Origin of the sequence: Nostoc sp. T09 (genome assembly GCF_002154695.1) — a bacterium.
Classification (GTDB): Bacteria; Cyanobacteriota; Cyanobacteriia; order Cyanobacteriales; family Nostocaceae; genus Aulosira.
Window position 1 is genome coordinate 1 of record NZ_MTAV01000046.1, and the last position, 14,371, is coordinate 14,371.

9 protein-coding genes are annotated in these 14,371 nt (G+C 41.7%); 4 read left to right on the forward strand and 5 right to left on the reverse strand.

The genetic code is table 11. The annotated features are described in order from the left end of the window. Window positions 1-104: 104 nt before the first annotated feature. Window positions 105-2,768 carry an alanine--tRNA ligase gene (alaS, locus tag BV372_RS11505; protein ID WP_086686645.1) on the reverse strand — a complete coding sequence of 888 codons (2,664 nt, stop codon included), beginning with the start codon at window positions 2,766-2,768 and terminating at the stop codon, window positions 105-107. A gap of 470 nt (window positions 2,769-3,238) precedes the next feature. Between alaS and BV372_RS11510 the strand changes: the two genes are divergently transcribed. Both BV372_RS11510 and BV372_RS11515 read left to right on the forward strand, forming a co-directional pair. After that, a complete protein-coding gene (locus BV372_RS11510) occupies window positions 3,239-3,439 on the forward strand; it encodes a heavy-metal-associated domain-containing protein (RefSeq protein WP_086686646.1) in 201 nt (66 codons plus the stop codon). 788 nt (window positions 3,440-4,227) lie between these two features. Further along, entirely contained in the window at window positions 4,228-5,256 is a 1,029-nt protein-coding gene (locus BV372_RS11515) for a diguanylate cyclase (RefSeq protein WP_086686647.1), read from the forward strand. Window positions 5,257-5,427: 171 nt separating this feature from the next. Here BV372_RS11515 and BV372_RS11520 read toward each other — a convergent pair whose 3' ends face one another. Continuing rightward, window positions 5,428-6,126 (reverse strand): ATP-dependent Zn protease, encoded by a 699-nt coding sequence (locus BV372_RS11520; protein WP_086686648.1) that lies wholly within the window; start codon window positions 6,124-6,126, stop codon window positions 5,428-5,430. A 234-nt stretch (window positions 6,127-6,360) separates the two neighbouring features. Then, window positions 6,361-6,759 carry a hypothetical protein gene (locus BV372_RS11525; RefSeq protein ID WP_086686649.1) on the reverse strand — a complete coding sequence of 133 codons (399 nt, stop codon included), beginning with the start codon at window positions 6,757-6,759 and terminating at the stop codon, window positions 6,361-6,363. A 313-nt stretch (window positions 6,760-7,072) separates the two neighbouring features. On the opposite strand from BV372_RS11525, the gene BV372_RS11530 reads away from it, so the two are divergent. Together BV372_RS11530 and BV372_RS11535 are read left to right on the forward strand one after the other, a co-directional pair. Then, entirely contained in the window at window positions 7,073-10,756 is a 3,684-nt protein-coding gene (locus tag BV372_RS11530) for a PAS domain-containing protein (RefSeq protein WP_086686650.1), read from the forward strand. 3 nt (window positions 10,757-10,759) lie between these two features. Then, the gene (locus BV372_RS11535) at window positions 10,760-12,421 is read left to right on the forward strand and encodes a response regulator (protein ID WP_086686651.1); all 1,662 of its coding nucleotides are present in this window, start codon (window positions 10,760-10,762) and stop codon (window positions 12,419-12,421) included. Between the two features lie 297 nt (window positions 12,422-12,718). Here BV372_RS11535 and purU read toward each other — a convergent pair whose 3' ends face one another. Continuing rightward, window positions 12,719-13,573 carry a formyltetrahydrofolate deformylase gene (gene purU / locus BV372_RS11540; protein WP_086686652.1) on the reverse strand — a complete coding sequence of 285 codons (855 nt, stop codon included), beginning with the start codon at window positions 13,571-13,573 and terminating at the stop codon, window positions 12,719-12,721. 107 nt (window positions 13,574-13,680) lie between these two features. Further along, window positions 13,681-14,304 (reverse strand): DUF4340 domain-containing protein, encoded by a 624-nt coding sequence (locus BV372_RS11545; RefSeq protein WP_086686653.1) that lies wholly within the window; start codon window positions 14,302-14,304, stop codon window positions 13,681-13,683. Between the last annotated feature and the right edge of the window lie 67 nt (window positions 14,305-14,371).

The window sequence follows — 14,371 nt, forward strand, 5'->3', positions numbered from 1 at the left end:
CAGAACCAAAGCTTGTTGACTTTTGTAGGGTATTACCCCCTATTCGCCAGCTGTATCCTTTAAGAAGTCGGGGATCTTATTGACAATGCGTTCTCTACAAGCAATTAATCCAACGCTGACTTCAAATCGCTCAACGCTTGCGTTAACGCCTCTGGTAACTTACTCGCATCGCGTCCGCCTGCTTGGGCTAAATTTGGTCTTCCACCGCCGCCACCGCCGCAAATTTTGGCGATCGCACCGATAAATTTACCTGCTTGCAAACCCTTCTTATTCACGTCTGCACTGAAGGCTGCAACTAAGCTAACTTTGTCAACTTCGGGAACTGAACCCAGCACCACCGCACCGTTACCGAGTTTTTGTAATAAGCGTTCGGCTGCGGTTTTCAAGGATTCGGGATCAACGTCATCTAATTGAGCGACGAGTATTTTATAATCCCCTAAAGATTCGGCTGTTTGCAGTAGGCTATCAGATTTTGCGATCGCCAATTGTCCTTTCAATACATCCAGTTGTTTTTGGCTGGTTCTGAGTTCGTTTTGCAGAGTTGTGATTCTCTCTGGTAGTTCTTCGGGTTTAACTTTAAAGCGATCGCTTAAATCTTTGACGACTTTATCCCGCAGGTTAAGATAATCTAGCACCGCTGGGCCGGAAACGGCTTCAATTCGCCGCACTCCAGAAGCGACACCAGCCTCGGAGATAATCTTGAATACGCCAATCTCAGCAGTATTGCTGACATGAGTACCGCCGCACAGTTCCATTGACACGCTAGGGAAGTCAATCACCCGCACTTCGTCACCATATTTTTCCCCGAACATGGCAACAGCACCTCTAGCTTTGGCTTCTGCTAAAGGTAATACTTCCACTTTTGCAGAGTGTGCCTCAGCAATCCAAGTATTCACCTGTTCCTCAATTTGCTGGACTTCCTCTGCTGTTAGAGCACGGGGACAGTTGAAGTCAAAGCGCAATCTGTCAAAGGAAACCAAAGAACCTGCTTGCGATATCCCTTCATCGACAATTTTCTTTAACGCCGCTTGTAGCAGGTGAGTTGCTGTATGGTTAGCTTGCAGACGACGCCGACAAGCGCGATCAATTTGAGCAGTTACAGTATCTCCTACTCGGATTGTACCGCGTTCAATGCGTCCGAAGTGGATGAAGAAATCTGATTCTTTCTTCACGTCATCGACGCGAACGACAACGCCATCACCAGAGATATAACCGCGATCGCCTATTTGTCCCCCAGATTCGGCATAGAATGGCGTTTTGTCGAGGACGATTTGTACTTCTGTCCCCGCTTCTGCTTCTTCTTGAGCAACACCAGCTACTAGCAATACCTCAACTTTCCCTGTCGCTGCTGGTTGGGTATAACCTAAGAACTCGGTGGCGTGGATATGTTCTGCTAGTTTGTCGAGGGAACCTTGCACAGTTAAATCGATGGTTTCATGTGCTGCTTTGGCACGTTCTACCTGTTTTTGCATTTCGACATTGAATCCCTCAACATCAACCTCTAGCCCCTGTTCTTCGGCAATTTCTTGCGTCAGTTCTAGGGGGAAGCCGTAGGTGTCGTAAAGAGTAAAAGCACTTTCACCGCTAATTGAGGTTTTTCCTTGCTGTTTTACCTGTTGAATAATTTCTTCCAGCAGTTTTTCGCCTCTGTCGAGAGTTCGTAGGAAATTGGCTTCTTCTCTTTGCAGTTCAGCTTTAATTGCGGCTTCCCGTTGCCGCACGTTGGGGTAAGCTGATTCCGAAAGAGCGATCGCAGTTTCGGCAACTTGGGTAATAAATTCGCCAGAAATGCCAATTAATCGCCCATGACGCACCACCCGCCGAATTAATCGCCGCAATATGTAACCCCGTCCGACGTTGGAGGCGCGGATTTCATCAGCGATCATGTGGACGACAGCGCGAACGTGATCGCCAATCACTTTCAGCGAGACTTTAGTTTTCTCGTCGCTGCTGTGATATTCAATTCCCGCAATTTGCGCCGCTGTTTGGATAATCGGGAAAATTAAATCAGTTTCGTAATTATTCGGTACTTTTTGCAGGATTTGCGCCATTCGCTCCAAACCCATGCCAGTATCGATGTTCTTGTTTTGCAGTGGTGTTAAATTTCCTTCTGCATCCCGATTGTATTGCATGAAGACGAGATTGTAGAACTCGATAAACCGCGAATCGTCTTCTAAATCAATGCTGTCGTCGCCGCGTTCGGGGTGGAAATCGTAATATATCTCAGAACAAGGGCCACAGGGGCCAGTCGGGCCAGATACCCAAAAGTTATCGTCTGCACCCATGCGCTTGATTCTTGCTGCTGGTACGCCGATTTGATCGCGCCAAATCGCAAAGGCTTCGTCGTCTTCTTCAAAAACGCTAACTACAAGGTTGTTTGGGGAAAAGCCAAAAACTTGAGTAGAGATTTCCCATCCCCAAGCGATCGCTTGTTCTTTAAAATAATCTCCAAAGCTGAAGTTACCCAGCATCTCAAAGAAAGTATGATGCCGTTTGGTGCGTCCGACGTTTTCGATATCGTTGGTGCGGATGCACTTTTGGGATGTAGTAGCCCGCTTAAATTCCGGCGTGCGTTGCCCTAAGAATATAGGTTTAAATGGTAGCATCCCCGCGATCGTCAGCAGTACGGTCGGGTCTTCAGGCACAAGAGAAGCACTTGGGAGAATCTGGTGTCCTCGTTCAGCAAAGAAGTTCAGGAATAAGGTGCGAATTTCGTTACCGCTGTTAGCGAAGCGGGGCGCAGCCCGGTACTGGGGATTTGAAGACATGGGTTTTTACAAATTTAATCTCAATAAACTTGGGAAGGCCGACAGAGGATCGTTACTTCGCTTTACAGACAAAGTATGCCGCAGTCAAGGACATCTGTGCTACCAGTTTTTTGCTTCCGAGTTAATCCCTTAGTAAAGCTTGGCGAAAATCAAGGTCTAATACCTCTGAGGGTGAGCGAGAAAACACGCCTATAAGCTTGAGATCAGAGTCTCTTGTAGATGCCCAAAGACGGCTACTCTACAACCCGCAGGGTATTTTGACTTACGTTTAGCAGTACTAAGTATATTTGCAGATATACCTTTATATTTATATATTTTGACATCTCCGGAAATCTTGCTGCCAGTCAATCTGGCTAGGAAAGTATCGATGTACTAGCAAAATCACCTAACTCTGGTAGGATGAGCAATCTCACCGCAGAAGATAAGATTAATCGTTAAGAATAGATTAAATTTTTTTCTGAGGTTAAGTAATGGCATTAAAACTAGATGTACCGAACATTGCTTGTGAAGACTGTGCGACAAAAATTAGCGACTCCATTCATGTAATGGAACCTGATGCAAAAGTGGATGTAGATGTCAATGCTAAAACTGTTACCGTAGAATCCGCAGCATCTGAGGAGACTATTAAGCAGATAATTGTTGCTGCTGGTTACAAAATTGCAGGTTATTAATCATGTTCTAACTTTGTTTACAAGTTAGATTCAAAACTTTTTACATTTCCATAAAGTGTTGCTGTATTGTCCGTTTCTTGATAGAGCGGACAATCGCGTATTTAACCAAATTTATCTCGGTTAATGTTAGGGTTTTTATTCAATAGTTATGTATAATTACTGAATGATTTTCAATCTTTTAATGAAGATATAACTAATAAAATATATTCATAAGGCTTCGGTTTATCATTTATTAACACTATCGCTTAACACTTGCTGCATGAGGCTTTCCTTTCTCCTGCACCGATGTACAAATATATTCTATTTAAGTAGCTTGATTCAGTATTTTAAGGGAGATCTAATTTTTTAGATTAGCAAATATATCGGTTATTACTGGGAAATATAAATTTTATAAAATTTTAAATATTCAATTTTAGTAATTTTTTTGCTTCATTATATGCTTAGTATTATCAACCATTGGGTTCATAAATGTTCCTAATGACCGATACCTGGAAAACACATAAAGACTTTTGTTTCAAGAAGGAATATTCAGTATTTTTACTGTTTTAAAAAAAATATGAAAAAGTAGAAAGTATGTTCATAAGTTCATTTACTAGTAACTATAGTTGAGGTAAATCCTTAAAAGGAGATTAAAATTGCAAATAAATTATAGATTTAGCAGTAAAACGGTTAAATCAAGAGTAATTTTCCCTAACCAGAAATACCGACGTATTCAGTATTAATTAAGTAAGAACAGCATTGTTACAAGGTCATACTTTTAAAGTTGAAAGAGGGCAAAAAGCAAAACAATGAATATTTCCATTCTGGTCTTCGGGAGTCAGAAATTTCTCACCACACTTCCAGATCAGATCCGTTATGCAACCGCTTTTAGCGTAGAAGTTATTGCCAATCTCGATCAGGCAGTTTCCCATATTACAATGACGCCACCCGACATTATAGTTGTGCAGGCTAGCCTAGATGGCAGTATGGAACTGTGTAGCTGGTTGAAAGACCAACCAAAGCTATCTTGGATATACTGTATTCTTTTGGAAGATCGTTCTCAGCAGATAATTGATAGAGGCAAATATGGCTGGGAGTGGGAATTGGAGATGACTTCCTCGGCATTAAAGCAAGGAGCCGACGCTTATATTTGGCAGCTTCCTGAAGGAAAAACAGATTATACATTGGCAGAGTTGACAGCTAACCAGCGCCTGATACTAGCTCAATTAACAGTTGGGTTGCGTAAAGCGAAAAAGTATCGTGATTTGATTCGGACAAATGATTTATTATCTGCGATCGCCCTAGCTGATTCTTTGACGGAACTCAATAATCGTCGTGCTTTGGAGTGGGACTTACCTAGGCAAATTCAAAAAGCCCGTGAGCAATCACTTCCTTTTAGTTTAATCATTTTAGATGTTGATTTTTTTAAAAAAGTTAATGATACTTACGGTCATTTAGTTGGCGATCGCCTGTTGCAGTTGCTGTGTATTCGTGTCCGACATAATTTGCGCTTTCAAGATACTCCTTTCCGCTATGGTGGCGAAGAATTTGTGATTCTTTTAGCCAATACTACTGGTGAAGAAGCTTCGATTGTAGCGCGTCGTCTGAATCGCATAGTTAGCGAACAACCATTTGCAATCAACAATCAACATACTATTAACATCACGATTAGTTTAGGTACTGCTTCTCTACAGAGTGATGATGACGAGCAAGGCATCAGTCTGCTGCATCGTGCCGATCAATGTTTATTAGAAGCTAAAGCTACTGGAAGAAATAAAGTGATTGGTTGGGATCACTTATCCCATGTTCAGTATCTTAAAGCTGCTGCTTCTTCTTGAAACTTATTTATCAAAAAAAATTTTAAGTTCACAGGGTGGGTTCGGCGCACAAATAAACACGGTTTTAAGTGTTGAATTAAAAGCGCTGTAACTCACTTTTTTAATTTGGTGCGTTACAGCAAAATCTATATTTACTCAACCTTGCAGGTACTTTCACTACCGTTATCTAGCTTAATTATGCTGATTGTCTGTTAACTGTGCACTCTCAATCGCACTCTGGCATTCTGCCACTGAGGCGCGTTGCCGCATAGCTTTAACTAAAGCTTCGTAACTTGACCAATTTTCTTGTAATAGGTTTTTGGCTTGTAGCGCATGAAACCGTTGTTTTTGTTGACGATTGCCATCAGTAAATCCTAAATTTGTCAATACCTCTGCAAGCTGGCGGCGATCGTCAGATCCACCTTCAGCATTTTGAAAAACTAGATTTTCCGCAGCAATCCCAGCCATCCAAACAGTACAGTAGCGATCCAAGATTTGAGCGCCAATTTTGCCTACTTCTAGTTGAGACGCTAATTCGCCATCATCAAAAATAACACCACCTTGCCCTGGTTGCCCTTGTTGCCAGGCTTCCCAAGCACTGAGAGTGTAACCAGTAACGGGAATATTTAATAGCTGTGCAACTAGAAAATGCCCGGCTTCATGGTGGATAACGCGATCGCGATGTTCGCTAGAGAAGCCAGCAATCCAATCTAAAATCAGAGAACCTCCCTTTCCTTGGAAGCTGAAACTGTCGAAAGTAGCTATTCCCAAGATAGTGAAGGTAGCAATTGCTGGTATTGTTGGCGAAATGTTCAATAATGGCCCCAGCAACGCGGATAGGGTCATCAGGAAAATAGATATTGCAATTAAATTTAGGGCAGTTTGGCTCATTGCGAGTTTGATCAATGCAACTTAATCTTTCTTCATTATTAGCCCATCTTCGGGTTTATTGATCTAGTAATGCCAACTACCACTCACCTGGATTAGAAAACTCACCATGATGCATGAAAATCAGCATGGGGCAAAACAGTAGCGAGTTATGAGTTCTGAGTCAACAAGTGAGTAACTCAGCACTCTTGAAGGACATGGGGCATATTTTTTGATAGTTTTTAGCCAAACTAGACGTTACTCAACCTCTGGTTTCGATATATGCACCTTCTGGTTAGCAGCCTGAATAATTCTGGCTACGGTGTTGTAAGCTAAGCCACTAATACGACTTATAGCTCGGAAGCTCATGCCTTCTGCATAGGACTGCAAAACAATCTGCACGTCTTCGTTATTTACTTGACGACGGTAAAAAAGCGTATTTAAAGTCTCGCTAAAGGTTTGGCGACAACTTGGGCAGAAGTAGCGTTGGCTACCTTTACTTGTTTTGCCGTGTTTACGAGTTCGGTCATAACCACATAGAGGACATTCGACTTTTTGCTTAGAAAAATTGGTTTGCTTTTGGGTTAACAAACCCACGTTTTGATAGGAAAAAATTAAGCTAGGCGTCGTCTTCTGCATCCCAACTTGAATTGACATAAATTTATTACCTTGTAACAGAATTGATACTTTATCTATGTTTTTGTTGAACTAATTGCTATTCTGCTTTTTTAAGAGAACACAGAGAGTAGTTATCTACTAGAAATAGTAGAAGTTGAGAGTTTAATCCCAACAAGGCATCGCACTCTAGCAGGAAAGTCTAAATCAAAATTCTGAGGAAATTCTGAAGAAACAGTGTTTTTGGCAAAAAATTTGACATTACTGATATCGCCTTAAGTTCCTATTGCTACGCAGTAGTAGCTGTTACTCTTAATTTCCGCCTCTTCTGTTTGTTTAAGGAGGAATAACTCAGATGGATCAACCTGTAATTAGCTTGAGCCAAAAGGATGCAGAGAATCTCCCCGCTGTTGTGCAACTATTTCGCCAGCATGGTATTGACCACTTATCCATAGTTGATAGTTGCGGACAAGTAATAAGTATTGTTACTTTGCACGAAGTGATGGAAAGACTCTGCCAAACCCTTGAAGCCAAAACAGCAGAGTTGGAACAGGAAGTGGCGCAAAGAAAACACATGAGTGAGTTGCTTGCGCAAAAGGAAGCCAGTTATCAAGCATCACAAGCTAGTAATGATATCAGCGATGTCTACGACGAGCTTCGCTTACGCAAACACATTGAGGAAGCACTGCGTTACAGCGAAGAACGCTGGCAATTTGCGATCGCAGGTACTAATGAAGCAATTTGGGATTGGAACATCACTACTAATCAAACCTTCCGATCTGAGCGTTGGTTTGAGATGTTGGGCTATGAACGTGACGAACTTAGCAATCTGGATGATGAGTGGCGCATTCGCATTCATCCTGATGATTATGAACGGGTAATTGCTGCACAACAGGCCTATCTGCAACGGCAAACTCCAGACTATAACGTTGAGTATCGTCTTTGCCGCAAAGATGGCAGTTACGGGTGGTTTCGCTCCCGGGCCAAGGCTGTCTGGGATGAGCAAGGAAATCCCGTGCGATTGGTGGGTTCCCTCGCAGATGTGACTGAGCGCAAACAGATGCAAACAGCGTTAGTGGAATCGGAAGCTCAATATCGATTGCTGTTTGAAAGTAATCCCAATCCTATGTGGATTTTTGATGCGGAAACTTTTAGCTTTCTGGCTGTGAATCGTGCAGCAATCCACAAATATGGCTACTCGGAGGCAGAATTTCTGTCAATGACAGTTAGAGATATTCGTCCTTGTGAGGAAGTTGCTGATTTTCAACGAGTTGTGTCAGATTTTAGCCTTTTCTCTGACTCAATCTATGTCGGTGAAACAAAACACTGTCTGCAAGACGGTACTGTGATTGATGTCGAAATTAATGGACATCTCATCACTTGGCGAGGAAAGCCAGCGAGATTTGTGCTTGTCAAAGATATTTCTGCTCACAAACACGCAGAACTCGCCTTGCAAGAGCGTGAAGCCATGTTGCGCAGGATTGGGGATAATCTGCCTAATGGCGCAATTTATAAAGTTATTCGCGAACTTAACGATCGTAAGTACTATTCTTATCTAAGTGCTGGAATTGAACAGCTAATGGAAGTGTCGGTAGAAGATGCACTAAGAGATTCAACTTTGCTTTATAGACAGATTATTCAAGAAGATCTCCCTCGTGTACAAGCAGCGATGGATGAGTCCTTCAGAAATTTGTCTGTATTTGATATGCAACAGAGAATTCGGACACCCAGCGGTAAACTTAAATGGTTGCATTTTCGTTCTACGCCACGCCAATTACAAGATGGTCGCGTCGCTTGGGATGGATTGATGGTAGATATAACTAACCTCAAAAACACTGAAGAAACGCTACGTAAAAGTGAAGCTTTGTTGGCAGAATCTCAGCGAGTTGCCCGTTTTGGTAATTGGGAGTTTGACATTGCAAGTGGCAAAATTAATTGGTCAAAGGAGCTTTTCCACCTCTGCAATCGAGATCCAGACCTAGGAGAACCAAACTATGAAGAAGTTCTCCAACTGTACCACCTTGAAGATCGAGAAAAATTGCACCAAGCTGTCGAACGGGCGATCGCAACTGGCGAATCCTACAAACTGATTCTCCGTGTACCTCAAGCAGATGGCTCTCATCGCTATTTTGAAGCGATTGGACATGCAGAATTCAACGCCGATGGACGAGTTAGTCGTCTCTACGGAACTGCCCAGGATGTCAGCGATCGCATAGAATCAGAAGCAAAGCTCAAACAAGCCGAGTTACGATACCGAACTTTAATCGAACAAATTCCGGGAGTGATCTACACTTCACCCATCACCGCCACTACCGAATTTAGTTATATTAGCCCCCAAATTCAAAAAATGCTCAATATTCCTCCCGAACAGTGGAATGCTGGCTTATTTAACAGTTGGGTGGAGTATGTGCATCCTGACGATCGCGATCGCGTCATAGAAAGTGTGCAAAATGCAATTGCAACTGAAGAATCTGTGAATTTGGAATATCGCCTTTTCACGGCTGACGGCGAAATGATTTGGGTTCAGGATCAAGCCAGCCTTGTGCTTGCACCAGATGGCAAAACGCCAATTCTGCAAGGAGTAGCATTTGATATTAGCGATCGTAAACTAGCAGAACAAACACTTCAGGAGCAGGAAAACTTTTTACGCAGTATTTATCATGGGGTGGGACAGTCGATTTTTGTTGTAGATGTTTTAGATGATGATTTTCGTTTTGTAAGTGTTAACCCAGTTCACGAACATCTCACAGGTTTTTGTAGTCACAATGTGCAAGGTAAAACTCCAGAGGATTTTCTGCCTGCAAATGTAGCAGCAGTTGTGCGGCAACACTATCAAGATTGCATTGACGCAGGCACAACCATTACCTATGAAGAATGCTTACCTTTTAAAGGAAAGCAGGAAAGCTGGTGGATCACTACCCTAACTCCGCTGCGAGACGAAAACTTACGCACATACCGCATCGTTGGTAGTAGCGTCAATATTACTGAACACAAAAGCGCTCAAAAAATGCTAGAGCTGCAAGCAGTTATCACTCGCAGCATGGCAGAGGGAATTTGCTTAGTGCGAGCTACTGATGGAATCATAGTCTATGCCAACCCTAAATTTGAGCAGATGTTTGGCTATGATGCTGGTGAATTAATCGGTAAGCATGTGTCAATTGTGAACTATGCAGATGAACACACCTCGGCTAAAGCGGTTAATCAAGCTATTAACTCTGCTGTTCTTCAACAAGGTGAAGCAACCTATGAGGTTCGCAATGTGAAGAAAGATGGTACTCTCTTCTGGTGTAGTGCTACCGCGTCAGTGTTTGAACATCCTGAGTATGGAACTGTCCTTGTTGCTGTTCAACAAAATATTACCGAGCACAAAGAAGCAGAAGAAAAAATCAAAGCCTCTTTGAAGGAAAAAGAAGTATTACTTAAAGAAATTCACCATCGGGTGAAAAACAACTTAGGAATTGTCAGCAGTTTGCTACAGATGCAGTGCAGACGTACACAAGATCCTCAAGCAACCGCAATTCTAAGCGATAGCCAAAACCGAATAGCATCGATTGCCTTGGTGCATGAAAAACTCTACCGTTCTGAAGATTTAGCAAATATTGATTTTGCTCAGTACATTCCAGATTTAACAACTCATTTATTTGATTCTTATAATGTCAGTTCAGGTTCTGTGAAACTGAGTATTCAAGTTGATAATGTTAGCTTGGATATTGAAACCGCAATTCCTTGTGGCTTAATTATTAATGAATTAGTTTCCAATGCTTTAAAATATGCCTTTCCTTGTAATCGTCAAGGTGAAATCCAGCTACGTTTCTATCAAGAGTGTGAATTTTTAATAGAGAGGGAGCACCAACGTAATTTGATGCTCATTATTCGAGATAATGGCATTGGGCTACCTGCTAATTTTGATAGTAAAAAGACTAAAACTCTGGGTATCACTCTTGTCTACGGTTTGATAAAGCAGTTACGGGGAACCATCGAAATTCACTGCCAACAGGGAACAGAATTTAAAATTTCTTTTGCAAGAAGCAGGACATGAATTATGACAAGCATATCCTCAAATACAGAGAAATCTAAGAATATTCAAGTCCTTATTGTTGAAGATGAGTATATCCTGGCAATTAACTTACAAGAAAGTTTAGAGTCCCTTGGATACACAGTTGTAGATATCGCGGATTCTGCAACAGCAGCTATTGAAAAAGCAACCGAGTTGCAACCCAACTTAATTCTCATGGATATTCGGCTACGGGGCGAGATAGACGGTATCCAAGCAGCAGAGCAAATTTGGAATCATCTGCAAATTCCTATAATCTACGTTACAGGACATTCAGACAAAAGCACTGTAGAGCGGGCAACGCTAACATCGCCCTTTGGTTATATTCTCAAACCAATCAGAGAGCAAGAACTCTACGTCGCTATCCAAACAGCGCTCAATCGTTATGAACGCGAGCAATTTTTAAGTACTGTCCTGCGGGGAATGGGGGACGGAGTGCTTGTCGTAGATCCTCAGTTACATGTCAAATACTTGAATCAAGTAGCTGAAGCATTAACAGGGTGGCGATTGGATGAAGCTAAAGACAAAATGTTAACCGAAGTCTTCCAATTCATTGATGAACAAACTCAGCTTCCTATAGAAAATCCGATCGTTTTAGCTTTGCAAACCCAAAACCCCATCTATCTCGATAATCACATCCTACTTGTTACCAAAAACGGAGCAAAAACTCCAATAGCTGATAGCGCTACTGCTTTGAGAGACAACAATGGTGCAGTAGCAGGAGCAGTTATGGTTTTTAGGGATGACTCGCAACGAAGGCTAGCCGAAGAACGTAATATTGCTGCTGAACGCGCCAAACAACTAGAAATTCAAATGGCAGAACTCCAACGGCTAAACCAGTTGAAAGAAGATTTTTTGGCAACCACCTCTTATGAAATGAGAACGCCTTTGTCAAACATCAAAATGGCAATCTCAATGCTAGAAAATCTTCTGGATCGGCAGGGTATTTTGAATTCAAAAAGATTTTCTATATCTGGATCTGTAACCCAATATTTAAATATTTTACGTGACCAGTGTGAACAAGAACTAAATCTTGTCGATGATTTACTACAAATGCGTATAGTTGATGCTGATATTTATCCCTGGGAATTAACTTCGATTCATCTTCAACACTGGCTTCCTCACGTTGCCGAGAGTTTTCAAGAATTGGCTCAAGCTCAACAACAAATTCTAGAAATTAACGTTGCTCCAGATTTACCACCTATATTTTCAGACTTTAATCTTCTCACCCGGATTGTATCAGAGTTGCTCAACAATGCTTACAAATATACTCCTGCTGGTGAGCAGATTATGCTAAATGCCCAACTTGCAGACGCTACAAAGAACCCGATCGATAAAGATGCACAATCTGAAATTCCACGTGTGGAAATTATCATTAGCAATTCTGGTGTTGAGATTCCGACAACAGAAAAATCTTTAATCTTTGAACCGTTTTACCGCATTCTCAAAAGTAAGGCAAAAGAAAAATCTACTATCTTTGACCCTGATTACCAGAAGGCTCAAAGCAATCCTCAGCAAGATAGCGGCACAGGATTGGGGTTGGCATTAGTGAAAAAGCTAGTGGGACATCTTCAAGGCACAATTGAAGTTACAAGCGGTCAGGGCTGGACCACATTTATACTTCAACTGCCATTGAAACTATCAGCATAGCGTCCATAGTAATTTAATATATATTCTTTGAGTGTTTTAAACAAATGCTTAATTGATGTTTTGTTAAAAATAATTCTTACAAACTCAGATATATAGGATTCATATTTGATTTTTGAAAAATACGTAGTGGAATAGGCAAAAACTAAAGCACTAAATTAGCTGAAACATTCCAGTAGGGTGCGTTATAACGAAGTTTAACGCACCAGATTAAGGCCAAGGTGCGTTAGCCTACGGCATAACACACCCTACACATACTTAGATTTTTTCAGTAATCAAATCTGATTCCTATATATCAAATTACTCAAAGACTACTGTTCGATTTCCATAAACCAATACGCGGTTTTGCAAATGCGATCGCACTGCTCTGGCTAACACAACTCGCTCTAAATCTTTGCCTTTTCTAATTAAATCCTCAACTTCATCGCGGTGGCTAACTCTCACTACATCCTGTTCAATAATTGGTCCGGCATCTAAATCAGCAGTGGCATAATGTGCCGTTGCACCAATAATTTTAACTCCGCGTTCAAAAGCTCGGTGATAAGGATTAGCTCCGACAAAAGCTGGCAAGAATGAATGATGAATATTAATAATCTGGGGAAAGCTTTTAATAAAATCTGCACTAACAATTTGCATATATTTAGCCAATACAACTAAATCTATTTTGTACTGGCGCAGTAATTCTAATTGCTTAATTTCCTGCTCTGCTTTGTTATCTTTGGTGATGGGAATGTGTTGGTAATCAATACCAAATTGCTCGGCTACCCCCTTTAAATTAGTATGGTTGCTAATAATTAAAGGTATTTCTGCTACAAATTCTTTAGCACGTTGTCGCCAAATCAAGTCAAATAAACAATGGTCTTGCTTGCTGACCCAAATAGCAATGCGCGGTACGGTATCAGAAAAGTGTAGTTCCCATTTAGCGCCTAAAGGTTGAGCGATCGCATTAAATGCTGGCCCAATTAAATCCCGTGGCAGGTTAAACGCTTGTAATTGCCATTCAATCCGGGTGAGAAACAACCCAGCGGCAAAGTCTGTATGCTGATCTGCATGGATGATATTGCCGCCGTTGGCATAGATAAAGTTAGCAATTTTCGCCACTAACCCCCGTTGATCGGGGCAAGAAATGAGCAATGTTGCTGTTGGATTTGTCATTTGTCATTTGTCATTGGTCATTGGGCATTGGGCATGGGGCAAGAGTCAAGAGTCATTTTTTCTCTCTCATCCCCCTTGTCCTCCTTGTCCCCCTACTCCCTTGCTAGTTATTTGCTGGGTGGTGGAGTTGGTTCACCAGGACTTGGAGTAGATGTTTTATCGCTATTAGCTGCGGGTTGTTTCCACTCAGATATGTCCCGATTCACTGCGTTTTCAAAATCTGTAGATACCAACAGCACATCTATATTACCATCGGGTTTTACAGTTGGGTCAGCTTGCGCGTATAAGAAACTGCGGTTAAAGTTAGGCTTCCCTAACAGTAATTGATGGCTTTGCTGATTTTTCAGGCTGATATTGATAGTTGCTTGGGGTTGATCTAAGCCAAAATCTGCTTTTTGACTAGGTGGGATGGATAAAGAGCGATCGCTCTTTCCTTTAACTAACAAATCCATCAAATAAGAAACAATAGCATCATTCGCTGGCTCTGATACCGGGAATTTGAGCAACCACTTGGGCTGGCTTTCCTGGGCGTTACGTTCCAAAGACAAAGAAACCTTTTGAGTTGTGATTGACAAAGACTGCACATCATCTGCTGTAAAAGCGAAAATTTGCTGCTTTTTCTCCTTAACTTCTTCTCGCTGAGTCGCCCCGCGAATTTCATGAAAGTAAACAAAACCACCCAAACCCAGCGCTAGCAATAGCAAAATTAAAGTCGTTCGCGAAAATTTCATTTTTTGGTCATTTGTTATTTGTCATTTGTCATTAGTCATTGGGCAATAGGCAAGAGTCATTTTTTCT

What these genes read in the sequence shown, in the direction of transcription:
- alaS (WP_086686645.1), bottom strand. Translation starts at nt 2,768, where the DNA reads ATGTCTTCAAATCCCCAGTACCGGGCTGCGCCCCGCTTCGCTAACAGC.
- BV372_RS11510 (WP_086686646.1), top strand. Translation starts at nt 3,239, where the DNA reads ATGGCATTAAAACTAGATGTACCGAACATTGCTTGTGAAGACTGTGCG.
- BV372_RS11515 (WP_086686647.1), top strand. Translation starts at nt 4,228, where the DNA reads ATGAATATTTCCATTCTGGTCTTCGGGAGTCAGAAATTTCTCACCACA.
- BV372_RS11520 (WP_086686648.1), bottom strand. Translation starts at nt 6,126, where the DNA reads ATGAGCCAAACTGCCCTAAATTTAATTGCAATATCTATTTTCCTGATG.
- BV372_RS11525 (WP_086686649.1), bottom strand. Translation starts at nt 6,759, where the DNA reads ATGTCAATTCAAGTTGGGATGCAGAAGACGACGCCTAGCTTAATTTTT.
- BV372_RS11530 (WP_086686650.1), top strand. Translation starts at nt 7,073, where the DNA reads ATGGATCAACCTGTAATTAGCTTGAGCCAAAAGGATGCAGAGAATCTC.
- BV372_RS11535 (WP_086686651.1), top strand. Translation starts at nt 10,760, where the DNA reads ATGACAAGCATATCCTCAAATACAGAGAAATCTAAGAATATTCAAGTC.
- purU (WP_086686652.1), bottom strand. Translation starts at nt 13,573, where the DNA reads ATGACAAATCCAACAGCAACATTGCTCATTTCTTGCCCCGATCAACGG.
- BV372_RS11545 (WP_086686653.1), bottom strand. Translation starts at nt 14,304, where the DNA reads ATGAAATTTTCGCGAACGACTTTAATTTTGCTATTGCTAGCGCTGGGT.